General features: G+C 56.2%; 20 protein-coding genes, 1 tRNA gene, 1 pseudogene and 1 riboswitch. Of the genes and pseudogenes, 7 read left to right on the top strand and 15 right to left on the bottom strand.

Annotated elements, in window-relative coordinates; translation table 11 throughout:
* Positions 1-96 precede the first annotated feature (96 nt).
* The 6 genes from F451_RS0103965 to F451_RS0103990 are packed head-to-tail and all read right to left on the bottom strand — an operon-like array spanning position 97 to position 6,484.
* Positions 97-1,731 (bottom strand): acyl-CoA synthetase, encoded by a 1,635-nt coding sequence (locus F451_RS0103965; protein ID WP_020680051.1) that lies wholly within the window; start codon positions 1,729-1,731, stop codon positions 97-99.
* 45 nt (positions 1,732-1,776) lie between these two features.
* Positions 1,777-2,715: a branched-chain amino acid ABC transporter permease gene (locus F451_RS0103970; protein WP_026291491.1), complete on the bottom strand. Its 939-nt coding sequence runs from the start codon at positions 2,713-2,715 to the stop codon at positions 1,777-1,779.
* 24 nt (positions 2,716-2,739) lie between these two features.
* A complete protein-coding gene (locus tag F451_RS0103975) occupies positions 2,740-3,627 on the bottom strand; it encodes a branched-chain amino acid ABC transporter permease (protein WP_020680053.1) in 888 nt (295 codons plus the stop codon).
* Between the two features lie 57 nt (positions 3,628-3,684).
* The gene (locus tag F451_RS0103980; RefSeq protein WP_020680054.1) at positions 3,685-4,899 is read right to left on the bottom strand and encodes an ABC transporter substrate-binding protein; all 1,215 of its coding nucleotides are present in this window, start codon (positions 4,897-4,899) and stop codon (positions 3,685-3,687) included.
* Between the two features lie 50 nt (positions 4,900-4,949).
* A complete protein-coding gene (locus F451_RS0103985) occupies positions 4,950-5,663 on the bottom strand; it encodes an ABC transporter ATP-binding protein (RefSeq protein WP_020680055.1) in 714 nt (237 codons plus the stop codon).
* A complete protein-coding gene (locus F451_RS0103990; RefSeq protein WP_020680056.1) occupies positions 5,660-6,484 on the bottom strand; it encodes an ABC transporter ATP-binding protein in 825 nt (274 codons plus the stop codon). The genes F451_RS0103985 and F451_RS0103990 overlap by 4 nt, the downstream gene beginning before the upstream one ends.
* Positions 6,485-6,717: 233 nt before the next feature.
* Here F451_RS0103990 and F451_RS0103995 point away from each other — a divergent pair, with 233 nt between their 5' ends.
* The 3 genes from F451_RS0103995 to F451_RS0104005 all read left to right on the top strand — a co-directional run bounded on the left by F451_RS0103995 (position 6,718) and on the right by F451_RS0104005 (position 10,774).
* The gene (locus F451_RS0103995) at positions 6,718-9,597 is read left to right on the top strand and encodes a cache domain-containing protein (RefSeq protein ID WP_020680057.1); all 2,880 of its coding nucleotides are present in this window, start codon (positions 6,718-6,720) and stop codon (positions 9,595-9,597) included.
* 55 nt (positions 9,598-9,652) lie between these two features.
* Positions 9,653-10,366 (top strand): response regulator transcription factor, encoded by a 714-nt coding sequence (locus F451_RS0104000; RefSeq protein ID WP_020680058.1) that lies wholly within the window; start codon positions 9,653-9,655, stop codon positions 10,364-10,366.
* An 87-nt stretch (positions 10,367-10,453) separates the two neighbouring features.
* Positions 10,454-10,774: a hypothetical protein gene (locus tag F451_RS0104005; protein WP_026291492.1), complete on the top strand. Its 321-nt coding sequence runs from the start codon at positions 10,454-10,456 to the stop codon at positions 10,772-10,774.
* Positions 10,775-10,891: 117 nt separating this feature from the next.
* On the opposite strand, the gene F451_RS24745 is transcribed toward F451_RS0104005, so the two are convergent.
* The 3 genes from F451_RS24745 to F451_RS0104020 all read right to left on the bottom strand — a co-directional run bounded on the left by F451_RS24745 (position 10,892) and on the right by F451_RS0104020 (position 12,808).
* Positions 10,892-11,140, bottom strand: coding sequence for a DUF1456 family protein (locus F451_RS24745; protein ID WP_020680060.1), 249 nt, complete (start codon positions 11,138-11,140; stop codon positions 10,892-10,894).
* 228 nt (positions 11,141-11,368) lie between these two features.
* On the bottom strand, positions 11,369-12,025 hold the full coding sequence (locus F451_RS0104015; protein WP_020680061.1) for a CoA transferase subunit B: 657 nt from the start codon (positions 12,023-12,025) through the stop codon (positions 11,369-11,371).
* 81 nt (positions 12,026-12,106) lie between these two features.
* Positions 12,107-12,808 carry a CoA transferase subunit A gene (locus tag F451_RS0104020; protein WP_020680062.1) on the bottom strand — a complete coding sequence of 234 codons (702 nt, stop codon included), beginning with the start codon at positions 12,806-12,808 and terminating at the stop codon, positions 12,107-12,109.
* A 143-nt stretch (positions 12,809-12,951) separates the two neighbouring features.
* Here F451_RS0104020 and F451_RS0104025 point away from each other — a divergent pair, with 143 nt between their 5' ends.
* The gene (locus F451_RS0104025; protein ID WP_020680063.1) at positions 12,952-13,836 is read left to right on the top strand and encodes a LysR family transcriptional regulator; all 885 of its coding nucleotides are present in this window, start codon (positions 12,952-12,954) and stop codon (positions 13,834-13,836) included.
* Positions 13,837-13,886: 50 nt separating this feature from the next.
* Here the strand turns inward: F451_RS0104025 and F451_RS0104030 are convergent.
* From F451_RS0104030 to F451_RS24755, 3 genes are all read right to left on the bottom strand, one after another.
* Positions 13,887-13,962: transfer RNA gene (locus F451_RS0104030), tRNA-Thr, on the bottom strand.
* Between the two features lie 37 nt (positions 13,963-13,999).
* Positions 14,000-14,755 carry a general secretion pathway protein GspB gene (locus F451_RS26570; RefSeq protein WP_020680064.1) on the bottom strand — a complete coding sequence of 252 codons (756 nt, stop codon included), beginning with the start codon at positions 14,753-14,755 and terminating at the stop codon, positions 14,000-14,002.
* Positions 14,756-14,757: 2 nt separating this feature from the next.
* The gene (locus F451_RS24755) at positions 14,758-16,668 is read right to left on the bottom strand and encodes an ExeA family protein (protein ID WP_020680065.1); all 1,911 of its coding nucleotides are present in this window, start codon (positions 16,666-16,668) and stop codon (positions 14,758-14,760) included.
* Positions 16,669-16,946: 278 nt separating this feature from the next.
* Between F451_RS24755 and F451_RS0104045 the strand changes: the two genes are divergently transcribed.
* The 3 genes from F451_RS0104045 to F451_RS24760 all read left to right on the top strand — a co-directional run bounded on the left by F451_RS0104045 (position 16,947) and on the right by F451_RS24760 (position 22,375).
* Positions 16,947-18,335 carry a sigma-54 dependent transcriptional regulator gene (locus F451_RS0104045; protein ID WP_083928343.1) on the top strand — a complete coding sequence of 463 codons (1,389 nt, stop codon included), beginning with the start codon at positions 16,947-16,949 and terminating at the stop codon, positions 18,333-18,335.
* 600 nt (positions 18,336-18,935) lie between these two features.
* Positions 18,936-19,154 (top strand): hypothetical protein, encoded by a 219-nt coding sequence (locus F451_RS0104050; RefSeq protein ID WP_156826369.1) that lies wholly within the window; start codon positions 18,936-18,938, stop codon positions 19,152-19,154.
* A 473-nt stretch (positions 19,155-19,627) separates the two neighbouring features.
* Positions 19,628-19,722, top strand: a riboswitch (cyclic di-GMP riboswitch).
* Positions 19,723-19,786: 64 nt separating this feature from the next.
* Positions 19,787-22,375, top strand: a complete 2,589-nt coding sequence (locus F451_RS24760; protein ID WP_083928331.1) for an Ig-like domain-containing protein — start codon at positions 19,787-19,789, stop codon at positions 22,373-22,375.
* Positions 22,376-22,428: 53 nt separating this feature from the next.
* Here F451_RS24760 and F451_RS24765 read toward each other — a convergent pair whose 3' ends face one another.
* From F451_RS24765 to tnpA, 3 genes and pseudogenes are all read right to left on the bottom strand, one after another.
* Complete coding sequence (locus F451_RS24765; RefSeq protein WP_020680069.1) at positions 22,429-23,283, bottom strand: DsbA family protein; 855 nt, start codon at positions 23,281-23,283, stop codon at positions 22,429-22,431.
* 174 nt (positions 23,284-23,457) lie between these two features.
* The gene (locus F451_RS0104065) at positions 23,458-25,551 is read right to left on the bottom strand and encodes a prealbumin-like fold domain-containing protein (protein ID WP_020680070.1); all 2,094 of its coding nucleotides are present in this window, start codon (positions 25,549-25,551) and stop codon (positions 23,458-23,460) included.
* A 554-nt stretch (positions 25,552-26,105) separates the two neighbouring features.
* A pseudogene (tnpA, locus tag F451_RS0104070) lies at positions 26,106-26,411 on the bottom strand (IS200/IS605 family transposase); the annotation flags it as partial.
* Between the last annotated feature and the right edge of the window lie 87 nt (positions 26,412-26,498).

The following is a 26,498-nucleotide window of genomic DNA, read 5'->3' on the forward strand; positions in this document are numbered from 1 at the left end:
TGACGCGGATAGAACGTTAGACACGCCAGACACAAAAAAGGCTTCCCGAAGGAAGCCTGAACGGCATTTGGAATGCCGGTAGCTGGATCAACGCAGCTAAAGCGCCTTGGCCTGAGCGCGCAGTACAAACTTCTGAATCTTGCCAGTGGAGGTTTTGGGCAGCTCACCGAAGACAACGCTTTTGGGCGCCTTGAAGCGCGCCATATGCTCGCGGCAAAACGCGACAATCTCTTCCTGCGAGGCCGTTGCACCGGCCTTGAGGCAGATGAAGGCACAGGGTGTTTCACCCCATTTTTCATCGGGGCGTGCCACCACCGCGGCTTCCGCCACGGCCGGATGCCGATACAGCACATCCTCCACTTCGATACTGGAGATATTCTCGCCGCCGGAAATGATCACATCCTTGGAGCGGTCCTTGATCTCGACATAGCCGTCGGGATGCCAGACCGCGAGGTCGCCGGAATGAAACCAGCCCCCCGCCAGGCTCGCCGCGGTCGTTGCCGGGTTTTTCAGGTAACCCTTCATCACCAGGTTGCCGCGCATCATGATCTCGCCGATGGTTTGACCATCCTGTGGCACCGGCTGCAGCGATTGCGGATCCGCCACCATCAGCCCATCCAGCATGGGCGCGCGTACGCCCTGGCGGGACTTGAGCCTGGCCTGCTCCGCCGCCGGGCGTGTGTTCCAGCCCTTATGCCAGGCACAAATGACCGACGGGCCGTAGGTCTCGGTCAAGCCATAGACATGGGTCACCTTGAAACCCAGTTCCTCCATGGCCTGAATCACCGCCGCCGGTGGCGCGGCGCCGGCGGTCATGACCTTGACCTCATGTTCGATACCCTGCTTGATACTGGCTGGGGCTCCATTCAGCATGTTCAGCACGATGGGCGCGCCACAGAAGTGATCGACCTTTTCGTCGCGAATGGCATCAAAGATGGGCTCTGCCCGCACATGGCGCAGACACACGGCGGTACCGGCTGCCAGCGCCAGGGTCCAGGGGAAACACCAGCCATTGCAGTGGAACATGGGCAGCGTCCACAGATACACGGGATTGTCCCCCATGTTCCAGGACACCAGGTTACTGGTGGCATTCAGGTAGGCACCGCGGTGGTGGTAAACCACGCCCTTGGGGTCACCGGTGGTGCCGGAGGTATAGTTCAGCGAAATGGCCTGCCACTCATTTTGCGGCACGTGCCAGGCATCGTTCACATCACCCTCGTCAAGCAACTGCTCATACGTCAACGCGCCCACCAGCTCACCCTCCTGCCAGCCCGGATCATCAATGTCGATCACCAGCGGCGGATGGGTCAGGCCTTGCAGTGCCTGCGCCACCACAGCGGAGAACTCCCGCTCGGTAATCAGCACCTTGGCTTCGGCATGCTGCAGGATGAAAGCGATGGCTTCGCTGTCGAGCCGGGTATTGATCGAGTTCAGCACGGCTCCGCTCATCGGCACACCGAAGTGCGCCTCAAAGTGCTCCGGCAGGTTCGGCGCAATGATCGACACCGTATCGCCCGGCTCAACGCCACGGCGTCGCAGCGCACTGGCCAGCTTCAGGCAGCGCTCGTAGGTCTCTCTCCAGCTGCGCCGTAGCGCACCGTGCACCACCGCCGTGCGATCGGGATACACAAAGGCCGTTCGCTCCAGAAAGCTCAGCGGCGTAAGCGGGCTGTAGTTGGCCGGCGTCTGCTCCAGCCCCCGTTCATACAGTTGTTGGTCTTGTTCCGACATACGAACACCTCGGCTCAAAAAAGGACAGCGACCGGAATCGCCCGCTCAGAAATTCTGCTTGAGCACCTTGCGAAACTGGCCGACGATGCCGTTGCGAAACGCCAGTACGCAAACAACGAAAATCGCCCCCATGATGATATGGATATAATTTCCCAACTCTCCGCCGGACAGGTAGTTCTGTATCGTGACGATAGCGGCCGCGCCCACCAGGGGTCCGAACAATGTACCCATGCCCCCCACCAGCGTCATCAGAACCACCTCACCGGACATGTGCCAGTGCACGTCGGTCAGGGATGCCAGCTGAAACACCAGTGTCTTGGTCGAGCCCGCCAGCCCTGCCAGCCCTGCGGAAATGATAAAGGCCACCCATTTGTAGTCGTTGACATTGTAGCCAAGCGAAATCGCACGCGGTTCATTTTCCCGAATAGCCTTGAGCACCTGGCCAAAGGGCGAGTGCACCGTGCGCTGAATGAGCCAGAAGCCGAACAGGAAGATGGCCAGCACAAAGAAGTACATCTGCAGGTTATTCGCCAGGTCGATAAAGCCGAACAGATGCCCGCGCGGAACACCCTGCAGCCCGTCCTCCCCGCCGGTAAAGGGCGCCTGCAGGTAAAAGAAGAATGCCAGCTGGGCCAGCGCCAGGGTCACCATGGCAAAATAAATGCCTTCGCGGCGCACGGCGAGCTTGCCATACAGGGCGCCCACCAGGCCGGCAGCCAGGGTGCCGGCCAGAATGCCCAGCTCCGGTGTAATGCCGGTATTGATCATCAGGTAGCCGGTCACATAGCCGCCTGTGCCCAGGAAAACCGCATGCCCGAAGGACAAGAGCCCGGCAAAGCCCAGCAGCAGGTTAAAGGCGCAGGCAAAAAGCGCGAAGCACAGCACCTTCATCAGGAACACCGGATAGAGCACAAAGGGTGCGACCAGTGCCAGCAGCAGTAACACCAGGTTTAATTTTGAAGGGGTAAAACGTGTAGTTTTCATAGACGATTCCTCCGCGATGCCCATTCAGGCTTCCTTGCCAAACAGACCCGCAGGCTTGAGCAACAGGACAATCACCATCACCAGGAAGATCACCGTGCTGGAGGCCTCCGGGTAAAAGTATTTGGTCAGACCTTCCACAATGCCCATGCCCAGGCCCGTGAGAATGGCACCGCCGATCGAGCCCATGCCACCGATCACCACGATGGCGAAGACGATAATCAGCAGATTGGAACCCATGTCGGGTGACACCGAATACACCGGCGCGGCCATGACACCGGCGAAGCCCGCCAGCGCCACACCAAAACCAAAGGTCAGGGTGACCATGAGCGGCACGTTAATGCCAAAGGCCTGCATCAACTGGGCATTCTCGGTGCCGGCGCGCAGATACGCCCCCAGGCGGGTTTTTTCGATCATCCACCAGGTCGCACCACACACCACGATGGAAGCCACGACGATCCAGGCCCGGTAGGCCGGCAGATACATGAAAGGCAGCTTGATGCCGCCCTGGAGCGCTTCGGGAATGGCATAGGCCATACCTGAGGATCCAAACACGTGGGTAAACACCCCCTGCAGCATCAGCGCGACACCAAAGGTCAGCAGCAGACTGTAGAGATGGTCTTCCTTTGCAATGGGGCGAATCAGAACCCGCTCCATCAGGATGCCCATTGCACCGACGGCCAGCGGCACCAGTACCAGCGCCAGCCAGTAATCGATGCCGAAATAGTTGAGCGCCATCCAGGCGGCAAAAGCGCCCAGCATGTACATTGCGCCCTGGGCAAAATTGATGATTTTCAGCAGTCCGAAAATAATCGCCAGCCCCAGGCTCAGCAATGCGTAGAAAGAGCCGTTGATCAGCCCTACCAGCAGCTGGCCAAAGAGCCCGAACAGATTAATGCCAAGAAATGTGGCCATAAGGTACCCCGACTGACGCGAGCCCCGCGCCGGACGACTCCGGCGCGGGGTCTGTTATCAAGATTTAACGAAATTGCATTCCGGCAGCATCGGCGCATAGGCCTTGTCGCCTGGAATCACGTCGACCACCTTGAAGATATCGTCGGCATCGCGGCGCTCATCCGGCTTCTTGATCTGCACGTAGTACATGTCATGCACCAGGCGTCCATCGGCGCGCAAGGTCGCATTGCGGGCAAAGAAGTCATCGGGCTTCATTTCCTTCATTTTCGACATCACGGCATCGGACTCATCGGTACCAGCCGCTTCGATGGCCTTCAGATAATGCATGGTCATTGAGTAGGCACCGGCATGGCCCATGGCGGGAATGGCGCCGTGACGTTCCTTGAAGCGCTTGCTCCAGGCGCGGGTGGCATCATCGTAGTCCCAGTAGAAGCCGGTGGTCAGTGTCATGCCGCCTGCGGTGGCGGGGTCCATTGCCTGAGCGTTCGGCGTGAACACCAGCAGACCGGCCACATCGGCGGTCTGGGTCAGGCCGAATTCAGCCGCGGTTTTCAGGGCGTTCACGGTATCGCCACCGGCATTGGCCAGCGCCACCACATCGGCGCCCGAGGATTGCGCCTGCAGTACATAGGACGAGAAGTCCGTGGTACCCAGAGGCGCCCGCACGCCACCGACCACCTCTCCGCCATTCTCTTCCACCACCTGCGTGGCCACACCTTCAAGCGCATGACCAAAGGCATAGTCGGCCGTAATGAAGAACCACTTTTTCTTGCCGGACTGCACGATCGGTTTCACCGTGCCATTTGCCATCGCCGCCACGTTGTAGGTCCAGTGCACGTTGTACGGCGAGCAGGCACTGGTGGTGAAAGCGTTGGATGCCGCGGTGGAAATCAGTGCGATCTTCTTGTTGTCGGTTAGTACCTTGGTGGCGGCCCCCACCACCGCGGAGGACACCAGCCCCCCCACGGCATCCACCTGTTCATTTTCGACCCACTGGCGCACCTTGGCCGATCCCACATCGGGCTTGAGCTGATCATCCGCGCTGATCACCTCGATGGGCATACCCAGCACAGTGCCACCGAAATCCTCCACGGCCATCTCAATGGCCGTTACACAGCCAGAGCCGCAGATATCTGCATAAACACCGCCCATATCCGCCAGCACGCCGATCTTGACCTTGTCATCACTCACGGCCCCGGCCTGGGCCAGGCCGCCCAGGGCCGTGGTTGCGGCCACGGCGACCGCGAGCAGAGTCTTGTTCATTGCTTTCATGTTGTGCACTCCAGATTGTTATTGTTGTGACGCAGTGATCGGGACCTGGCCTAGACGCCCAGGTAGGTATTCAGCAGCTCGGTTTTGGCTTCGAGTTCATGCGCATGCACTTCCTCGACGATATGGCCGTGTTCCATCACGTAATGCCGGTCGGCAATGGGGGCGGCGAAGCGGAAATTCTGCTCCACCAGCAGAATGGTCAGGCCACGCTCCTTGAGCTTCAGCAGCACCTGGGCCAGCTTCTGCACGATGACCGGCGCCAGCCCCTCGGTGATTTCATCCAGCAGCAGGATATTGGCCCCGGTGCGCAGAATGCGGGCCAGCGCCAGCATCTGCTGCTCGCCGCCGGACAGGCGCGTGCCCTGGCTAAAGCGACGCTCGTAAAGGTTGGGAAACATCTCGTACAGCTCATCCAGGCTCACGCCGTCGGAACGCACGGCCGGCGGCAGCATGAGGTTTTCCTCGACATTCAGGCTCGAGAAAATGCCGCGCTCTTCCGGGCAGTACCCCAGCCCCAGATGGGCAATGCGATGGGGCGCCAGATTCAGGGTTTCGTTGCCATTGACCATGATGCTGCCGCTGCGCCGCCCCACCATGCCCATCACCGCGCGCAAGGTGGTGCTGCGACCCGAGCCATTGCGGCCCAGCAGTGTCACTAGTTCACCCTGGCGAATGTTCAGATCGATGCCATGCAGAATATGGGACTCGCCGTAAAAGGCATGCAGATCACTGATACGAATTTTTTCACGCGAAGACCTGCTCATGCGCCCGCTCCTGCAGCAACATCGATGGAATGCGGTCCGGCCGGCTGTACCACTGGCGCCACAGGCTCATCATCGGAGACACCGAGGTAGGCCTCGCGCACCCGTGGGTCCGCCGACACGCTGGCATAGTCGCCTTCGGTGAGAATGGCGCCGCGCTGCAGCACCGTGATGCGATCGGCCAGCTTGGAGACCACATGCAGGTTGTGCTCCACCATCAGGATGGTGCGCCCCGCCGACACCCGCTTGATCAGATTGGCCACGACATCGACATCTTCGTGGCCCATGCCCTGGGTCGGTTCATCCAGCAGCATCAGCTCCGGATCCAGCGCCAGGGTGGTGGCAATTTCCAGCGCACGCTTGCGCCCATACGGCAGGTCCAGCGTTTTGCTGTGGGCAAAGCCGGTCAGGCCCACGTCGTCCAGCAGCTGCATGGCCTTGTCGTTGAGACGGTTCAGCACCCGCTCGTGCTTCCAGAAATGAAAGCTGTTGCCTTCCTTGCGCTGCAGCGCCACCCGCACATTTTCCAGCACGCTAAGATTGGGAAACACCGCCGATATCTGGAATGAACGCACAATGCCAAGACGGGCAATCGATGCCGATGGCAGCGCCGTAATATCCTTGCCGTTAAACAGCAGGCATCCGCTGGTGGGTGCCAGGTACTTGGTCAGCAGATTGAAAACTGTGGTCTTGCCCGCGCCATTGGGACCGATCAGCGCATGGATGCTACCGCGCTCAATCTGCAGATTGACATCATCCACGGCCGTAAAGCCCTTGAATGCCTTGATGAGATTCTTCGTTTCAAGAATAAGATCCTGAGTCATGCAACACGTCCCCGCTGCCACGGCCTGTGCCTGAACAGCTTTATTGTTGTATTCGGGATCGGGGCCAAAGCCCCCGGTTGCACTCAATCTAGGTCAGGACCATTGCCGGAGTTTGTCGCAAATCTAACGAAATGTAACAAGCTTAAAAACAGCGCCTTACTCTTTCGTATCGGTGTAAGGGATTTCCCTAGTAAAGTTGGTTAAGATGGGGCTCCTTCAGAGCGGGATACACCATGCTGCCAGGCTCCAAGCTCACAAGACGCTTCTTCACCGTGATTGCCCTGATCATTGCGGCGATCTTTCTGGCCTTTTATGCCTACTCGGTGCCGCTGATTCAGAAAAAAGTGTTCGAGATCGAACGCAACAACAGCCGCAACACCCTGAATAACATCTTTGAGCTGGCCAGCCAGATGCACGTCAGCGTGGAGGACTACCGCAACCGTACCCTGGACTCCCATCAGCAACGCCTCAAGGCCGTCGTGGCGCTTACCGCCATGCACATCGACGAAAGCCTCGCACAGGCCCGCCAGATGCAGATTCCGCCCAAGGAAGCCCGGGATCGCCTGTTCGAGCGGCTGCGCAGCTTTAGCTATGGCCGCGGCGACTACATCTGGATCGCCGATTATGATTCCACGCTGCTGTCGCACCCGGAAGCTGCGCTGCACAACAAAAGCGCGCTGAATGTGCGCGACAGTGAGGGCAACAGCATCATTCCCGAAATTGTTGCCCTGGCCATGCAGGAGGGTGAAGGCTTCTACCGCTACAAATGGCATCGCCTGGGCGAAACCCGCAGCCTGGACAAATATTCCTACGTGCAGGACTTTCCCCAGTGGGGCTTCGTGATTGGCGCCGGTGTCTACCTGGACGACATAGACGCAGAGGTGCAGCAACAGACGGCCCAGGCACTGCAAAAACTGCGCTCGGGCCTGCTTGAGCTGCGCATCGCCCAGACCGGCTACATGTACATTTTTGACGGCGACGGAAACATGCTGGTCCACCCCAATGCGAACCTGGACGGTACCAACTTCCTCGACCTGCAGGATCCGGTGACGCGACGCTCAATTGCCGCCGAGTTGATGGAGGTCGCCGACACTGGCGACGAACTGTACTACAAATGGGACAAGCCCTCGGACCCCGGCCACTACATCTACGACAAGGTCGCCCTGGTGCGTTACCTGGCGGGATTCGACTGGTACATCGGTTCCTCCGTTTATGTGGACGAACTGCGCAGCAGCTCCGAGGTCCTCACCGACCGTATCCTAACCATGGCGCTCATAGCCATGCTGGCGGCAATACTGCTGGCACTGATTTTCGTCCACTGGGTGACAAGGCCCATACGTCGCCTGTCTGAAACTGCTGAGCGCGTCAGCGACGGTGAACTGAGTGCCAAAAGCGGCATTCACCGCGACGACGAGCTTGGCCTGCTGGCCCGCTCCTTTGATCGCATGGTGGATCAGCTGCGCGGCAACATTCACACCCTCGATGCCAAGGTCAAAGCCCGCACGCAGGACCTGGAGGAAACCAACGCCCAGCTGCTCGGCGCCGTCGCCTCGATGCAACAGGCACAGCAGGAACTGCGGGTGCACGAAGCCCGCCAGCGCCTGATCCTGGATGCCCTGCCGGCCCAGATCGCCTATATCGATGCCAGCATGCACTACGTCTTCGTCAACCAGGGCTACGCCGATGCGTTTGATCGGGACAAGGACGAAATCGTGGGTCGTCACCCGTCTGAAATTCTGGGCGAGCGGATGTTCGCCGACATTCACCAGCAGATAGAACGCACCCTGGCCGGCGAAGAGTCGGTTTATGAGTACAAGATTCAGCGCGAAGACCGGGAAATGATCACCAAGCGGACACTGATACCGTTTCATTCCGCCGACGACGAGGTCAACGGCCTGCTCAATCTGTCACTGGATATCACGGCGGAAAAGGAAGCGGAGCGGCGCATCAACGAGGCCCAGCGCATGAGTGCGGTGGGGCAGCTGGCAGGCGGTCTGGCACACGATTTCAACAACCTGCTGTCTATCCTGCTCGGCAACCTGGTCGCCATGCGCGATAACCCCGTGCTCAACGATGCACTGCTGCGCTACCTTAATCCCGCTATTCGCGCCACCCGGCGAGGCGCAGACATTACCCGTCGGCTGCTGGCGTTTTCGCGCCGCCAGCCGCTCAAGCCCTCCCCTGTCCACCTGCCCGGCCTGATCAGTGAAGTCGCAGAACTGCTCGCAGGGCCTTTGCCCAACAGCATCCACATCGTTTATCAGTGCGCGCCGGACGCGCCGCAGCCCTTTGTCGACGCCGGCCAGCTGGAAGATGCCCTGGTCAACCTGGCCCTCAATGCTCGCGACGCCATGCCCGATGGCGGCACGCTCAGCTTTGAAATTGCCCGGCGCCAGGTCTGCGAGCCCCTGACCTGCGACGAACCCGTCGTGCCAGGTGAATATGTCGAGATTCGCGTGCGCGACACTGGCCACGGCTTCTCGCCCCAGGCCGCCAGTCTCGCCTTCGAGCCCTTCTTCACCACCAAATCCAGCGGTGCAGGATCCGGCCTCGGGCTCAGCATGGTGTATGGCTTCGTCAAGCAATCCAGGGGGTATATACAGATCCAGAGCGCGCTCGATCAGGGGTCGGTCATCTCGCTGCTGTTGCCCGCCTCCCCCGTTGCACCGCCGCTGCCGGCACCACTCTCAAACCCGCCGCTGGACAACAGCAACACCGATGACGCCCCGGGTAATCGCCAGGGCAAACTGATCCTGCTGGTTGAAGATAACCCCGACGTGCGCCAGGTGGTGCGCGAGCAGCTGATCAGCTTGGGTTTTAACGTTATCGAAGCCGGGGATGCGGACGAAGCCTGCCAGCTCATTCAGTCGCTCGATGGCCTCTACGGCATGGTATGCGACATTATCATGCCGGGGTCACTGAACGGCTTTGAACTGGCGCGTCAGCTGCACGAGAGCAAGCCTTCAAGCCGTATCGTGCTGATGAGCGGCTACAGCTATGAGCAGGATCCGGGCGATAGCAGCGATCATTTTTTCACCATGCTGCCCAAGCCCTTTGAACAGGATGCACTGCAGGCCGCCCTGCGGCGCGAGGCAGTCAACAAGGCGGACTGATCGGCGCTGGCATCCATGGAAAAACGTGAATAATAAGAAAGGACATGCAAACACTGTGAAACAGAACCGACTGATTTACATCATCGATGACGAAGCGGATATCTGCACTCTGGTCAGCGACGAACTGGAGCGCTTCGGCTTTGAAACCCGCATCTGCAGGACCGGCGCCCAGGCCGCCCAGGCCATTCGCCAGCGCCGGCCGGATCTGTGCATCATTGACCTGGGTCTGCCCGATATGGACGGAATGTCACTGGTACGCCAGCTGGGCGAGCTGCAAGGTGTCGGCATCATGATACTGTCTGGCCGCGACAGCACTCCGGATCGGGTACTGGGGCTGGAGCTGGGTGCCGACGACTACATTACAAAGCCGTTTGAGCCCCGTGAGCTTGTCGCCCGCGCCAACAGCCTGCTACGCAGGCTCGAACAGATCGACACGCCGGCAACCGATAGCCGACCGCGCCGCGCCGCCTTTGGTGACTGGACCTTCGACCCTGCCAGCCTGACCCTCAGCAATCAGCGCGGCGACTCGGAGGTGCTTAGCAGTGCCGAGGCGCAGCTGCTCAGCGCCCTTCTGCGCGCACCGCGGCAGATACTGTCCCGCGAACAGCTGCTCGGTGACAGAGCCGACCCGTTTGATCGCAGTATCGATGTGCGCATGTCACGCATTCGCAAGAAAATCGAGGCCGACCCGAAGAACCCCGCCATCATCAAGACCATCTATGGCGCGGGCTACATGCTCATGACAGAGGTTAGCTGGCAGCACGTCTGAACCCGACGCACGGCAGCCACAGCAACAGGCTTGGTGAAGCCCGTAAAGGCGGTTACTTTTTGTCCAATTTTCGGGCACAATATGCGGATGATTAAACGCCCCACAAAAGCTGACCAGCGCCGCGAACTGGAAAAACAGATGGCCGACTTCCTGAACAAGGGAGGGCAAATTACGTCTGTCGAACAGGGCGCCAGTGGTTTGGTCAACGGTACCTACAACAAGCACCAGTTCACCATTGGTCAGCCCAAGCAGACCCGCACTGCAGTGCCCGAGGTACTGGTCGCGATCGACTCGCGACGCAGAAAATCAGCGCCGCCCGCCCAGCAAACCCGCCACCGCACACCTCGCCGACAGGTCATCTATGACGACTTTGGCGAACCGCTGCGTGTCGTTTGGGTCGACAAATAAGCCATAGCTGGCTGACCGCCAATAGCCAATAGCCCGCGATTCGGCATCCCTGCCCCATTTATTACCCTTCGGGGTAATGATGCTGCCGCCCCCCAGGGGACCCAGCAAATCCGGTGCTTACTCGGCGCCTTCGACGTCGGCCGCCGCATCCTTGGGCCCGCGACGAAACACAATATAGCCATCAAGAAAGGCCTGCAGCACATCATCGCTGCATTCCTTGTAGTTTTTGTGTCCGGGCTTGCGGAAATAGCCAGACAGCTCCGCCTTGTTGATCTTGTGCTCGGTCAGCGCGAATATTGCGAACAGATCCGCTTCTTTCAGGTCCAGGGCAATACGCAGCTTTTTCAGTACATCGTTGTTCGTCATCGTCAATCCGGTCAGTCAATATCGGTAGAGAGCCGCCTGGCAGCCTGTCAGACGGCACATTCACACAGGCGCCATACTCTACAGCAAAATCGCCCGCACGAACTCAGGCCGTAAAAAGATAATCAACCTGGCGCGCATGCCTGCGCCAGTATAACGCCCAGACGAAAAAACCCGGCGGGAGCGCGAACCCCGGCCGGGCAAAAAGGGACTGGCGGTATAAAACGATCGTTAGAACGTCATTTCGGGAACGTGATCCGGTACGATCAGCTTGCCGGCAGTCTTGGAGACAATCTCCTCAACCGAAACGCCAGGCGCGCGTTCACGCAAGATGAAAGCGCCGTCTTCAATCTCCAGCCAGGCCAGATCGGTCAGGACTTTCTTGATGCAACCGGCACCGGTTAGCGGCAGCGAACAGTTGGGCAGCAACTTGGATTCACCATGTTTGGAGGCGTGGGTCATGGTGACGATAATGTTATCGGCACCGGCTACCAGGTCCATGGCGCCGCCCATGCCCTTGATCAGCTTGCCGGGAATCATCCAGGAAGCGATGTTGCCGTGCACGTCCACCTCGAAGGCACCCAGTACGGTCAGGTCAACATGGCCACCACGGATCATGGCGAAGGACTCCGCCGACGAGAAAATGGATGCGCCCTTGACCGTCGTTACTGTCTGCTTGCCGGCATTGATCATGTCGGCATCCAGCTCTTCCTCGGTGGGAAAAGCCCCCATGCCCAGCAGGCCGTTTTCGGACTGCAGCATGACTTCCATGCCTTCGGGTACATAGTTGGCCACCAGGGTCGGAATACCGATGCCAAGGTTAACGTAAAAACCGTCTTCAAGTTCGCGCGCTACGCGCATTGCAATCTGTTCGCGAGAAAGTGCCATTGTTCTGCCTCTTGCGCCTGGAGCCACCCGCCCGCAGGCCGGTTGCTCACTGAATTTGTTATTGAGAAATACCGGGGATGCTTATGCCTGGCGCAGGGTGCGCTGCTCGATCCGCTTCTCGAAGGTACCCTTGATCACACGCTGTACGTAAATACCCGGTGTGTGAATCTGGCTTGGTTCCAACTCACCCGGCTCAACGATTTCTTCGACTTCCACCACGGTGATCTTGCCGGCAGTCGCCGCCATGGGGTTGAAGTTCTGCGCAGTGTGACGGTACATGACGTTACCGTAACGATCCGCTTTCCAGCCTTTGACGATGGCAAAATCACCGGTTATGGATTCTTCCATGATGTAGGGGCGGCCATTGAACTCGCGCACTTCCTTGCCTTCAGCGATAGGTGTGCCAAAGCCGGTGGCCGTAAAGAACGCCGGGATACCGGCACCGCCGGCACGCATTTTCTCGGCCAGTGTGCCCTGGGGCGTCAGTTCAACCTCCAGTTCACCGGCCAGCAACTGCTTTTCAAACAGTGCGTTTTCACCCACATAGGATGAAACCATCTTGCGAACCTGACGATCTTCCAGCAGTACGCCCAGACCAAAACCGTCCACGCCGCAGTTGTTTGACACGATGGTCAGATCCTTCACGCCCATCTCCTTGATGCGGGCGATCAGGTTTTCCGGAATGCCGCACAGGCCAAAGCCACCGGCAATCACGGTCATTCCGCTTTCGAGGCCTGCCATCGCCTCTTCATAGGTATTTACTACTTTATCGAAACCGGCCATCTCGCCACTCCTGATTATTGTGTGTCACTGTGTTCTCAGTGGTTGGAAATTGTGCAGCAACTCTATATATTTATATAGTTTGATTTTTTTATTTATTAATTTGTTTTTTAAACATATAGCCCTGTACCGGTGATGCTAACAACATGACGATCAAACAGCTGCGCGCCTTTATCGCCGTCGCCCGCACCCTCAGCTTTGCCGAGGCCAGTGTACGGGTGCATCTGTCGCAGCCGGCCCTGAGCCTGGCGATCAAGAAGCTGGAAGAGTCCCTGGGCGGGCGCCTGCTGAATCGCACCACCCGCACCATCGCCCTGACACCCGAAGGACAGGTACTGCTGCCCATCGCCGAGCGGCTACTGGCAGAATGGGACAGTGTAGAGGATGAATTGCATCAGCGTTTTGCCCTGCAACTGGGAAAGATCGCCATTGCGGCCATGCCATCCTTCGCAAGCTCGCTTTTGCCCCAGGCCCTGCTGCGTTACCGCGCCCTGTACCCGCGCATCAATATCGAGGTGCACGATGTCATCGCCGAGCATGTGGTGGACATGGTGCGCCAGCATCGCGTCGAGGTCGGCGTCAGCTTCGACCCCGGTACCAGCGACGACCTGCTGTTTCGCCCTTTGTTCACTGACGACTTTATTGCCGTGCTGCCCCCCGGTCATCCGGACGCAGACTCAGACCCCCTGCCCTGGCAGCGGCTGCTGCAACACGACTTCATCACGCTGCAACGCCCGTCCAGCCTGCGTCTGTTAATGGAACGCGAGCTGGCCGAGCAGAACCTTGCACCGCGTGTCGCCTTTGAAGCCCACCAGCTGGCCACCGTGGGCCGCATGGTTGCAACAGGCCTCGGTGTCAGCGCCGTGCCCGCCCTGTGCCGCCAACAGATGCAGGAACACGGTGCCTGCTGCGTATCCCTGGCCGAACCGACCATCTCGCGCCGCGTGGGCATCCTGACCCGCAGCAACCACCAGCTGTCAGTCGCAGCGAGGGCACTGATCGAGGTACTAACGGAAACCTTCAAGAAATAGCCGCACAGAAAGGCACAGAGAAAAATAATGCACGGTAAGTCATTGAAAAATGGTGCCGATAAGAGGATTCGAACCTCCGACCTGCTCATTACGAATGAGCTGCTCTGCCGGCTGAGCTATATCGGCACTGCGCTGCAATAAACCGGATTCGCGGGTGCCGAATTCATAGCGCACTCATGCGAAACCGGTGTTCCTGCTTGGATAAAATGACTCCTTTTGGAATGATCGAAATTAATCGCACATCCTGCGTTATTAGCTGCCCTTCGCGGAACATCCGTTCGCCAATTTTGACCCGGCGCGACGCCGGATCCTTTGAATAGATATGCACACTGAAGGTCAGATCCGGCAGGCTGCGCTGCACATCCACCGGCAACTGGCGCAGGTATGGGACCCCGGCATAAGGATCCCTGTTCGCCTCGGAGCGATCGGTTGCTACAGCGCTATTCTGGTCGGCACGACTGGAAGTACCCACCTGGCGGTCGGTATCGGCGCTGCTCCGCACGGGTGGTGCCATAGTACGGGCAGGCGGCGGGTCATCCAGCTGAATACGCACACCTTTTAGAGCATCGTTGCCGATGGCCGCTACAATCCCTTCGGCAACCTCGGAGGGAACGACACCCGATCCGGCACCCGGAAACTCAGTCACCCCATCGCTCACGCGTGTATTCTGCCCTTCGACGGCGGCGCCGCCTTGCGGTTTAACGGACGTTACCGCCGTCACCGGCGCTCTATCCGTGCTATCAAGCCCCCACCACCCCAGCACCGCAAGGGAAACCAGGATAACCACGGCCAGGGGCAAGCGCCCCGGGCGATGCGTGTTGCGACGGGCCGCGAAAGCCGGTGCCGGCGCTGGATCCGTTGGCGCATCCTGCTTGCGTCGACCTTCCGACTGTTTAAGGGCATCCAGGATATAGGACATGACTAGCGCTCCTGCCTGGGTTCTAGCAGAGGGAGATCGTTACGGGTATAGGTGTTTAGATGTATCGCCGTCTTGGGCCCGACCACGGCATCAACGTTAAGGCCCTGTCGCATTTGAAACAGCCTTACCTGCTCCACCAGCTTTTCGTCATACCGCTCACCGGCAACCAGCTGCACACCACCATTAAGGCGCGACAATTGCTGGCTTAGCCATTCAACGCTGCTGCCCCTGGCACCCGGCCATATTGGCACACGGTACTCCGCTGGTACTCGCCACAAAATGGTGTAGCTGTTGGGCCAGCGCTGTTCGAGCTCAGCATAGGGCACATCCACCATCGTGCCGGACACGATCAAACGCGCGACGTCATCATTCAGCGCCAATACAGTGGCATGCACCACGCCGGCATCCGTTTTAAGACTGACCACGGCCGGGCGATTAAGCTGCTGTAACGAGATCAAATTGCCTCCGGTAACCAGGCAACCAAGCCCCTGTGCTTCTGCAAAGCGGCAAACCACCGGATTCTGGCGCGGATCATAGTCGACCTTCCAGGCAGCGAAAAGCGCGCGATAAGCCTGCACCAGCCCAAGATCGGCATCCGGCTGAACCGGCCAGCTGAAACCTTGCGCCAACACACGCCCTGGCACATCGCCGGTCACACTGGGCAGTGCTTCCACCTTAGCGGGTGTTTGCGTTTGAACGGGTGCCGGTTGCTGCCCCGGGGCATTAGGCAACGGCGCAGGATCATCGGCCTGCGCGCCAGAGGATTGATCCGCGCGACTGCTAACATTGAGGCTACTTAATTCGGTCAACGCAGCGACAGGTACAGTAACGGGTGCCGCCACTGCTGCCATAACATCCGGCACGACACTGCCCCCCGCGCTATCCGCCGCGCTGAGTGTGGCGGACTCGTCCTGCACTGACTCAAACAGGCTGAAGCTCGACAGCTGATCCAGCGAGGGCAGTGAAAAGTCCGGCATTTTGGAGCCATCGGCGACCCAGGCAGCAACTGCGAACCCCACCAGCCAGGCCGCCAGTACCGACGCCACAGCCAGCGCCAGCAGCCAGCGCCAACTGTCCCGGGGGGATAGTTGCAGGGCTGCCTCATCGCCAAAGACTTCATGTGAGGCCTTGACCAGCGTCGACACCTCGACTCGGTTGTCACGCTGCACAAAACTGCCCAGCAAGGCTCGATCGCAGAGTATATTCACTACGCGTGGAATCCCGCCGGAGAGCCGATGCAGCCGCTTGAGCGTAGAGGCTGGAAAAATCGGCCTATCAAGACCCGCAACCGCCAGGCGATGGGCAACGTAGGCTTCCATATCCTTGAGGGACAGAGCGCCCAGATGAAAGCGGGCTGTAATACGCTGCGAAAGCTGGCGCAGTTCGGGCCGGGACAACAGTTCAAGCAACTCTGGCTGGCCCACCAGAACAATCTGCAACAACTTGCACTCATTGGTCTCGAGGTTGGTCAGCAGACGAATCTGCTCCAGTAACGCTATGCCGAGGTTTTGCGCCTCATCAATAATCAGAACGGTACTGCGGCCCTTGGCATGGGTATCAAGCAGGTGCCGGTTGATCAGGTCAATATAGGTTTTGCTGCGAACGTTATCGCCAGGAGGATAGGCAATGCCCAGTTCATCACACAGGGCCGCCAGCAACTCTTCGACACTGGCCTTGGGATTCAAAATCATTGCGACATCGGTGTTAACCGGCATCTGCTCCAGCAGGCGCCGACAGACCGTGGTTTTGCCGGTGCCGACCTCCCCGGTCAGCAGCACAAAGCCGCCATTACTACCAATGCCATACAGCAGGTGCGCAAGCGCTTCCTGATACTGCTCACTGAGAAAAAGATACCGGGGATTTGGCGCTATCGAGAACGGTGACTCATTCAAACCAAAATAGCTGTTGTACATCTGCGCTACCAATCAAAGTCCCTGACATGGGATAACTATAGATGCTACCTGTATCTTTTACCGGGCAGTACGGCGCAATACCGCAACCGCGAAAAAACATGACCTGGCAGCCCACAAAACCCGGTTCCCACTTGAAAGTAAAGCATTTAAAAACCGTAAAGGTTGCATCAATATCCAGTTACCCAAGGGTAGAGCATCCTATACTTGTGTTGCAAAAGCGAAACATCAGTGTGCACAACAGCCACTAAAAATTAACCGGCCCGTGAAAAATTATGACCATGTCGACTGCCCTAGAGGGCCAGGGACGGCAACTAGCATCAAAGGGCACGGTCGCCCGCACAGCGTTATTTCTGGATATTTGCGGCAAAAACCGCCCATCTGAGCTGGATCTTAACCTCAGCGGATGGTCGCTCGATCGCGTGACCAATATCGATAGCGCCCGCGATGCCCTGCGTGAACATGACTACTATGTCGGGCTGGTGAAAATCGACTGGCCCTCCATACAGGACCGGGACGAAATAGAGGATTTTTTCCACCAGGACCAGTTCACCAACTGGATAGCCCTGACAACACCCGAAGTCATGCGTGATCATGCATTTAGACGCATGATGTTTGAAAATTTCTACGATTACTTCACTCTGCCACTGGACCGGAACCAGGGCTATCTGCAAGCCACGCTGGGTCATGCCTATGGCATCAGCCGGTTACGCAAGCTGGAAGACAAGCAGTTGTCTATGCTGGACGAGTTTCACATGGTGGGGGCAAGCCCTGCGATCATGGAGATCTTCAAACAGATTCGCAAGGTCGCCACCGCCGAAGCACCGGTGCTGATCACCGGCGAAAGCGGTACCGGCAAGGAGCTCATTGCCCGCGCCATTCACCAGCGCTCCTCATGCCGCAAGGGCCCCTTTGTCGCCGTTAACTGCGGCTCGCTACCCGATACCCTGGTGCACTCGGAACTTTTTGGCTACGAAAAGGGTGCCTTCACCGGTGCCTACAAACGCAAGATTGGCCGCCTGGAAGCGGCCTCTGACGGAACCGTGTTCCTTGATGAAATTGGCGACCTGCCTCTGGACATGCAGGTACACCTGCTGCGCTTTCTGCAGGAGCAGACGCTGGAGCGTCTGGGCAGTAACGACAGCATTCGTGTTAACGCCCGGGTTATTGCCGCTACCAATATCGATCTCGAAGACGCCGTAGCAGCGGGCGACTTCAGGGAGGACCTGTACTACCGTCTCAACGTACTGACGGTGAAAGTCCCTGCACTGCGCGAACGCGATGGCGATATCGAGCTACTGGCACGATTCTTCTTTCAGAAATTTCGTAATGAGCAGGGCTGCCACGTACGCGGCTTCACTCAACAGGCACTCGCCGCCCTGATGGCCTATGAATGGCCCGGTAATGTGCGCGAGCTGATCAACCGTGTGCGCCGCGCCATGGTCATGAGTGACAACCGCCTGATCACACCGGAAGATCTGGGGCTGGATGACACTGTCTGCAGCACTGGCCAGCAAATCACCCTTGAAGATGCGCGCAACCGGGCAGAAAAACAGGCCATTCGGCAGAACCTGGAACTCAGTCACAACAACGTATCCAAAGCCGCCCGCATGCTCGGCGTTTCCCGCGTTACACTTTACCGCCTGATGGAAAAATATCAGATGCGTTAACGTCCGCCCTGCGTCCTCATCTCATTCTGACAATCTGACTATTATCGATACGGCTGACAAATAGTTTGTCAGCCGCAGCGGCACCGAAACTCTGTGGGAGCCCGCTCCGCGGGCGAACAGGGCTTGGGTGGCATCCGATTCGACTGCAGACAGGGTTCCTATAGTCCATATTCGACCGCACCGCCACACTCTCCCCATAGCAAAGCGCAATCTCATTACTACGGAGCATCGTAACGCAATGGATCACAGGGGCTGCAAGTGCCATTAAGTAGCAGGGCGATGCTACTCAAACGAAACAGATATTATTCAATATCGTTTCAAATCCTTTACAAAATACAGAATCACCCTGCACTACGAACAAAATAAGATATCATTATCAACTACTTAAATTTATGGCGCATATATTGCCTCGTATTACTCAGGTCTGGATTTATATTTTAGAATTCTGCCGACATCGCCGTTCGTTATAGTCGTCAGGGAGTTTTTACTGCAGATTTGAATCCAATTTCAGGAAAGCCGGATAGGTTAGTGATGACTTATCCGCAACACAGTTTCCAAATGTGTCAGGTTGCATACAACCTGCCAAAGATGAGCAGTAATATGACCAGCTCCAAGAGCCACTACCATCGCAACCGACTGCTGAGGGATCGGATTCGCAAGGAAGAGGCCAACCTGCCCACTCAATCATCCCGGGCGGAGCGAACAGATCTGGATGAAGACTTCGAGTTGCCCGACTATTTCAGCCCCCTGCCCGATGATGTCCCACCAGAGGATTTAGGCCGCTATCCCAAAGTCGTACTCTGGGATGAGGTTGCCTGAACCACCATTTCTATCCTTGACCACATTACTCTTTCCTAATATCTGTAACATATTCGATACAAATCTCTTTTCAGAGATCCTCCGCCAATTAATACCGCACTCCAGGTGTGACTGTTCCATCAGCTTTACGCATTAAACAACCATAATTTCTACATGTCTCTTTTTAGAAACACTTATGCCAAACACTGCTCGATTTTGTGACATTGACCCATCCGCATATTCCACATCTGTATAAATAACGATCAAACCCGCATGCTATAGTTCTTACCAGACAAAAGGCCACTGATTAGTGCCTTAAAAACCGAATCATATTTGTAACAGTCGCCCGAAGACAAACAGCAATGGCACTAAGCAGGGATGCTAGAAATGTACGGAAATGACACACACGGAAGCCGGCTGCATTGCTCCGTGCGAAAAGATGTATCCGCGGTAATACAGTTCCGCGGCAATAATTTGATACTGAAAAGATCCTCTCCCGACAAAGGCAAAGCCTGAGTAATCAGGTGGCGCAAAGTTACGGGTCCTCTTTCGTACTTTTAGTATGATCCAGGATCGCCGGACCGCCGAAGGAGAGAACCACTTACGGATTGGCCGCTAGAGGATCTTTTGAAACCTTTTTCAGGAGAGCCTTAATGCGCCTTTCTTTGCCTTCGTGCAGCTCATTGCTGGCCGCTATTGGTCTAGCTACATCTCTATCGCTGACCAGCCTGCCAGCACTGTCTGCAGCTCATGAACATGGGCAACAGCCTGCCGCTACAGTCGATGCTGCACAAATGCGTCGGCAGGCGACCGACCATACTCAGGCGCTGATGGCGCTGCAAAAGCAGTGGGTTAACGCAAAAGGCAGCGAGAAATCCAGCCTTCTCGGAAAGCTCATAGCCAAGGCAGAAGAACGTCAGACTTTACTCGTCCAGTTGGCCCAGTCCAATCCGGCGGAAGTGCTACGCGTGGCAATTCCCGAAGACAAGCAACTGGAGATGCCACCGGAAGTCGCCGCACTTTTAGAACAGCATGTGGAGATTTCCGGCGAGTCGGAAGTATTTTATGAGGATTACAGAGACGGGTCCCATAAGCTGCGCCGCTTTGTCAACACCCCGTTCGGCGAGCGTTTCGAACTGAGCACGCCTGTTTCAGCTACAGAAATTCTGAATTCCACATCTGTCAAAGTGGATGGCGTCCTGTTTAGCCAATCAGATACTGACTCCGATGGTATTGTGATTGCCGAGGGGACAGTGGTAATGGCCGAGTGCTGTACCGACGGGAACGGGGGCAGCGAATCTCCCGCTGCTGGTACCTCCACCTTTGGCGAGCAAAAGACACTGGTCATGCTTGTTAACTTCGAGGACAAGATCGAACAACCCCAAACGAAAGATCAGGTCCGAGACGTAATTTTTGGCAACGTTAATGATTTCTATCTCGAGAACTCAGACAACCGCACCTGGCTGGCAGGTGATGTTGCAGGCTGGTATACCATTCCAGTAAGCAGCACTGTTTGCGATCCGGGCGCACTTGCAACTGCCGCTAACCAGGAGGCAACCTTAGCGGGTATTGATCTTTCTGCCTATCAAAGAAAGATGTATGTTTTCCCCGAAAATGCCTGTGGCTGGGGGGGGCTTGCCTCCGTCGGAGGTTACAATACATCGGCATTTTTCAATGGTGGCGTTTCAACCTTCCTTGTGGGGCATGAATTTGGCCATAACTTGGGCCTTAACCATTCCGGTGGCCTTGAGTGTTACGCCGATATAATCGAGGGCACCTGCTACAAATCTGGCTATGGTAATAAGCTGGATATCATGGGTGCGCCCAACGCAGGCCATTTTAATGCCTTCCAGAAGAGCCGACTGGGCTGGATCGACCAGAACCTGATTACCATTACCGAAAGTGGCACCTACAACATCGAGGCCTACTCAGGCAGCACTAGCGGTAATAAAGCGCTAAGGGTGCTGCAGAACACAGACCCCTCGACCGGAGAAAAGGCGTGGTACTATGTTGAATTCCGTCAACCAATTGGCTTTGACAGCTTTATTGCTGATCCGCTGAATGAGCTAGACGAAATAAACATATCGAATGGCGTCTTGATAAATCGCGGGACGTTATCCGATGGCAAAAGCTCTTTATTACTTGATATGACGCCGGGCAGCACGACCGACAATGCGAAAGACTTCAATGATGCTGCGCTTGAGGTCGGCCAGTCTTTTTATGATCAAGCCGCCGGTGTCGAGATCACAACCAACTGGGTCGACAACAACCAGGCAAGCGTTTCGATCAACGTCGATAACAGCACCTGTTCACAGTCCCCGCCGTCATTAAGCCTGTCCCCTCAGACTGGCCAATGGGCAGTCGCCGGCACTACTGTAGAGTACAGTGTCAGCATTTCGAGCACTGACAGCAGTGCATGCTCTCCGGTGACTTTCGACTTCAGCAGCATACCGCCGTCTGGATGGTCGTCAAGCTTTGGCGATCAGTCGGCTACGCTGGCACCTGGCGAAACTCTCAACACCCGCTTGTCGGTAACCTCTCCAGTGACCGCGACCAACGGTTTCTATGAAATTTCGGTCACCGTGGCTGGCGGCAGTACCACTTTGTCCGATCAGGTCACCTATGTGGTGGATAACCCGGCGGAAAGCACCAACCAGGCACCTGAACCCGCGGATGACAATGCCACCACCCCGTATGAAACCCCGGTCACTATAAAGGTGTTGGCCAACGACTTGGACCCGGACGGCGACACGCTGAGTGTGTCTTCGCTCAGCGGTGCCAATGGCGACGCTGTTATCAATGCCGATGGCAGCATCACCTATACTCCGGTCAGTGGCTTCAGCGGTATGGACACCTTCAGCTATACAGTGTCCGATGGTGAAAGCAGTGCCAGCGCTACCGTCACCGTCACCGTCGAAGAGCCGACCATTAACAAGGCGCCCATTGCACAGCCGGACTATGCCAACACGGACAAGAATGCATCTGTAACCATAACGGTCTTGGCCAATGACTCAGACCCGGACGGCGATGAATTGAGAGTTATATCTGTGACTCAAGGCGCCAAAGGCGACGTACAGATTAACGCGAATGGTACCCTGACCTATACGCCTGCCAAAAACTTCAATTCCGAGGATAGCTTCAGCTATATCCTGAGCGACGGTAGCCACACCGCCACCACAACAGTAACGATTGTTCCGAGCGTCAGCAGCGGTACTGGCAAGGGCAACGGCCGTAACAAGTAACCACTTTAGCCAACCATTAAGTCAGGGGCACTACACACTGTGCCCCTGACCTCTTAGTTCATCGCTTTATTGACTTCCTTCTTGAGCATGGCTTCTATCACCCGCCGAAATTCACTATAGGGCTGAGCCCCATAGAGATACTGTTCGACCATCACTCGGTCAGGTTCAGCCTGATTCAACGGACCAATAAAGAAGAATGGTGTTCCCCGGACGCCAGCGGAAACGCCCAAATCGAAATCGGCCTTGATCTGGTAGCCATAATCACCTTGTGTCATGCATGACATAAATTTTGCGCCATCGAGCTCAAGGTCGGCGGCAAAGGCCTCCATATCAGCCATATTTTTCCTGGACGGATTATTGAATAATTTATCATGCATCTGCCAGTAGCGGTTTTGATCGCCGGCACACTGCGCTGCCATGGCCATCCGAACGGCCTGAGGGTGCAGCTTCTGTAGCGGGAACTCCTTTAACACAATTTTAATCTTTCCAGTTTCAACGTAGTCCTTCACTAAGAGCGGAAAGTTCGTAGAAAAATGCCGCCGACAAAAGGGACACTGATAGTCGGTAAACTCGATCAACACGACCGGCGCATCTTCACGACCAAGAAAAGGCGATCCATTGATGGTCATTTGCATTGGCAATGGCGGTTCTTTCGGGGGCGCTTTGGCTGTTGTGCTCTCCTGAGGAGGTTGTTGATGCTGAGGCATCACCTCTAGTAACGCCTTTATTTCCAGTAGCTCCTGCTGCATGCGCTGTTGCCCTTCAGACAAGGCACGCAATTCAGACCGAAATGACTCCGAATCCTCGTCAGCTCCAGCCGGTATTGAAGAGAAAAGAGTCAAAGCGACTAAAACGCAGCGGGCTTTAGATGATAGACCAGACATCGAATTGAAAGAAATGCGATACATTGCCTAACCTCCTTATTTTATCCGCCCACGGTTTACATTACAGACTAGTTCAAGCAGCCAGTCTCAGCCATGGCTATGGTATTCAAGAACAAAAAACGGCGACCCTTTAGGTCGCCGTTTAAACACTGAGATCAATCAAAAATCATGATCCGAATGTGACTCCTAGAATCAAAGCTATGGAGACACGCATGCCGCTGCTTTATTAATGGTATTGCGCACCGTACAGGTTACGACCTCGCCGGACTCCAGAAGCGGGACAACAATACTCGATCCTGAACCCGAGGTTTCGGCCTGGTCATCGCAGGTCCAATAGATATCATCGACACCGCTCACCGTACTCGGAATCACAACGGCGCCCGGAAGCGTTTCCGCACCGTTAGCTATTGTTTCGGCCAACTTGACGGGTCCGAACGTTGTCGTACTCCCCGAGGCAAGTGTCATTACAGTCACTATTGATGTCTGACCATTATGACCCTGAGCTTCTGTTTCATGATCGAAGGAATTGTTATTACCATCATCGATCAACAAGTCATAAGTATCGCTTGCAATACCGCTGTAATCACGGATTTCCTTCACGATCTGAATCGTAGGCCGTCTCACGTTGGTGACAGTACAGCTAGCATCCTCGCCGGTCGAAACAGTAACGTTACCACTGCTATCGCAATCAGCACCGCCTATCGAAACCGTGTAATCACCAAGACTAGTGCCGGTGCCTGCAGTTTCGCCTACGACATAAGTACCAGGCGCAACCTCATCAGGCCCAAACGATCCACCATTCCCTATATTGATAGCGGAAGTAGCTCCTCCATCCAGGGTCAGGTTGAACAAACCGTCATCGCCATCTGCACCATCACAGAAGTTGACCACAACCTTGTCAGCCGACACAGTGCCCAAGGCCTCGTTGACGAAGCGGCAGGTAATATCCTCTCCGGGATCCAAGTCGATTACGAAAAGTCCTGTTTCGCCCTCAACCAGAGCAGCACTGCTCAGATCAGGAACCGTAGATCCATTATCATCGTCTCCGGAGCAGGTCATACTCGTGAGCCGCCAACCGCTTGGCACGGTTTCAGATACGTTGTAGTTACCTTCCTGGATATCGATAAAGGTTTCACTGTCCAGACCACCTACCCCGGCAGCCGTTGTTGTGAGATCGAAATCTCCAGCACTTGGCTCTGTGCCAGCGGCATTCGTACCGTCAGGAATATTGGTATCGATGTCGAAGGTGCCGGTATCACCGATCGTGACCTTCTCAATGGTGATTTTACCGCAGACATTAAACGATGAGGCTACGAAATCCTTCAGCGTGGCTGTAGGCTCGGCAGACGCCCTAGTCTCGGCAATGAATCCGGATATACAGGGATCGTCTCCGGGAAGCAGTTCGGAGACGTTAATCATGCCCTCAAAGAGGCTCCCACTGGGATAGGTGCCCAGGGGACCGTGCTTGGGGTCAAAATCATCCCAGGCAGTAGTCGTATCGACGCCGTTCGATATGGCGCACACGGTATTCGCAGCATTACAGGCGAGCGTCCCCGCTGCACCACCGCTAAACGAACCTTCCTCGAACAGGAGCTGGAGAGGACCGTTACCCCCTCCAGGTGCGGGTACAATCAGACTGTCATCCTGGCCATTGTTGTCGCCTACCCACTCCAGGATGCGCACAGTACCAACGGCTCCCCCTTGTGTGAAGTCCGCAATTACCAGGATATCACCGACAGTGTGATTCCCTATGAAGTCACCGGTTACCGGGTCATAGGCATCTTCGACGGTGAACCAAAATCCCCCGGTTGCCGTGCCTCTGTCGGCGTACCGGTCCAAAAAGAAGCCAATGAGCAAGTCGCCCGTCGGTCCACGATAAGCAGCCGCACCGGCATTCAAGATTTCGTCCTTGTGCGGCGCCGAGTTGCCTGTAGTGTCCCATTCAGAGAGATCCTGAATATCTTTCGATGAGCCTGTGGAGAAATAACTGGTCGTTGGCGAGTCTGGATCCTGCAGCCTGCCCGTCGTTGTGATCAGGTTGGGACCCGGTGTTCCGGGTAAATTACCATTCACAGTTTCACCCGCCAAAGTGTTCCAGTCGTCGTCAGGTTCGGGTGGATCGTCGTCAACGATATCGGCATCCAACTCCAGAAACGGTACAGGAACTGTATCAAAGGCATAGGTCTGAACACCCGGTACAAGCGCCAGAATAAACACCAGCGGCATCGTTAGTGTCAAAAACGACGTCACTCGAAAGAGTAGCGTCTTACATCGAGACGTAAAAAATTTCATTTTCCACCTCCAGAACCACAGCGGTACACCTTGCTGTTAACCGCTTCGGCTTGAAATGGGTTCTCACCGGCTATGTGTAGAACCGATGAAAATTCCTGTGTGGTTAATCTCCTGTCCCTGTATCCGATGATTCCTACAGATCCCCTTACCCTTCAACGTTGCACGTCGTGTATAAACAATACGACCCTTACACCGTCCTGGAGCAGAAACCACCTGCATGGGAACAAGTACATTGCCAACAACTGATACGGCATACTGGCCCCCCTTTAGTTTCGAGCACGACCGAAGCCATGCCTAAACCTATTACTGCTAATGCAAGCAAGGGCCAGGCCATGTTTATAAGCCATTGAAAGTAATAGAAATAATTGAGATCAAGGGCGTGACGAAACATCCAGATCGTAAAGCTGGGCTTACAGAAACACACAGCTTTTATCTAACATGTTGAATTCAAAATAAATTAATAGAAAATACGGATGTCAGCATGATGATACAGGCGCAAACTAGGCATGCATTCGCTGAGTGGCGGCTACAGGATGACGAATAACGTGATCACCCCCGGTGCCTTTCAAGCAGCGGCCTTTGAACTGTCTGGCGATGGCGATCGCACTTTTGCCCTTGAGGTAACCAACCACATTGGATATCGAGTATTTTGGCGGGATGCTGATACACATGTGACTATGGTCCGGCATCAGATGACCTTCCACGATCTTCACACCCTTGCGCTTGGCCCGCTCATGGAAGATTTCCCCCAGGTACCGCCGCAACTTCCCGTAGATCAGCTTGTGTCGTTTCTTCGGGATGAACACCACATGGTACTTACAATCCCAGCGCGCATGCGCCAGACTTTCATAGTCTCGCATAGGGTTACCTTCATCTTTCTTGGTCGAAAAACGAAGGTAGTTTGACCGAAGCCTCGGTCAAACCTATGCGAGTCACCCCGGCATAGC

Source organism: Marinobacterium rhizophilum DSM 18822, from assembly GCF_000378045.1.
Classification (GTDB): Bacteria; Pseudomonadota; Gammaproteobacteria; order Pseudomonadales; family Balneatricaceae; genus Marinobacterium_A; species Marinobacterium_A rhizophilum.

Excerpts from the sequence above, each read along its gene's own strand:
- F451_RS0103980 (WP_020680054.1), bottom strand. The coding sequence starts at position 4,899 with ATGAAAGCAATGAACAAGACTCTGCTCGCGGTCGCCGTGGCCGCAACC.
- F451_RS0103975 (WP_020680053.1), bottom strand. The coding sequence starts at position 3,627 with ATGGCCACATTTCTTGGCATTAATCTGTTCGGGCTCTTTGGCCAGCTG.
- F451_RS0103995 (WP_020680057.1), top strand. The coding sequence starts at position 6,718 with ATGCTGCCAGGCTCCAAGCTCACAAGACGCTTCTTCACCGTGATTGCC.
- F451_RS0104025 (WP_020680063.1), top strand. The coding sequence starts at position 12,952 with ATGACGATCAAACAGCTGCGCGCCTTTATCGCCGTCGCCCGCACCCTC.
- F451_RS0103990 (WP_020680056.1), bottom strand. The coding sequence starts at position 6,484 with ATGACTCAGGATCTTATTCTTGAAACGAAGAATCTCATCAAGGCATTC.
- F451_RS0104005 (WP_026291492.1), top strand. The coding sequence starts at position 10,454 with ATGATTAAACGCCCCACAAAAGCTGACCAGCGCCGCGAACTGGAAAAA.
- F451_RS0104050 (WP_156826369.1), top strand. The coding sequence starts at position 18,936 with ATGACCAGCTCCAAGAGCCACTACCATCGCAACCGACTGCTGAGGGAT.
- F451_RS0103985 (WP_020680055.1), bottom strand. The coding sequence starts at position 5,663 with ATGAGCAGGTCTTCGCGTGAAAAAATTCGTATCAGTGATCTGCATGCC.
- F451_RS0104065 (WP_020680070.1), bottom strand. The coding sequence starts at position 25,551 with ATGAAATTTTTTACGTCTCGATGTAAGACGCTACTCTTTCGAGTGACG.
- F451_RS24745 (WP_020680060.1), bottom strand. The coding sequence starts at position 11,140 with ATGACGAACAACGATGTACTGAAAAAGCTGCGTATTGCCCTGGACCTG.
- F451_RS0104015 (WP_020680061.1), bottom strand. The coding sequence starts at position 12,025 with ATGGCACTTTCTCGCGAACAGATTGCAATGCGCGTAGCGCGCGAACTT.
- F451_RS0104020 (WP_020680062.1), bottom strand. The coding sequence starts at position 12,808 with ATGGCCGGTTTCGATAAAGTAGTAAATACCTATGAAGAGGCGATGGCA.
- F451_RS0104045 (WP_083928343.1), top strand. The coding sequence starts at position 16,947 with ATGTCGACTGCCCTAGAGGGCCAGGGACGGCAACTAGCATCAAAGGGC.
- F451_RS24765 (WP_020680069.1), bottom strand. The coding sequence starts at position 23,283 with ATGTATCGCATTTCTTTCAATTCGATGTCTGGTCTATCATCTAAAGCC.
- F451_RS0103965 (WP_020680051.1), bottom strand. The coding sequence starts at position 1,731 with ATGTCGGAACAAGACCAACAACTGTATGAACGGGGGCTGGAGCAGACG.
- F451_RS26570 (WP_020680064.1), bottom strand. The coding sequence starts at position 14,755 with ATGTCCTATATCCTGGATGCCCTTAAACAGTCGGAAGGTCGACGCAAG.
- F451_RS0103970 (WP_026291491.1), bottom strand. The coding sequence starts at position 2,715 with ATGAAAACTACACGTTTTACCCCTTCAAAATTAAACCTGGTGTTACTG.
- F451_RS24755 (WP_020680065.1), bottom strand. The coding sequence starts at position 16,668 with ATGTACAACAGCTATTTTGGTTTGAATGAGTCACCGTTCTCGATAGCG.
- F451_RS24760 (WP_083928331.1), top strand. The coding sequence starts at position 19,787 with ATGCGCCTTTCTTTGCCTTCGTGCAGCTCATTGCTGGCCGCTATTGGT.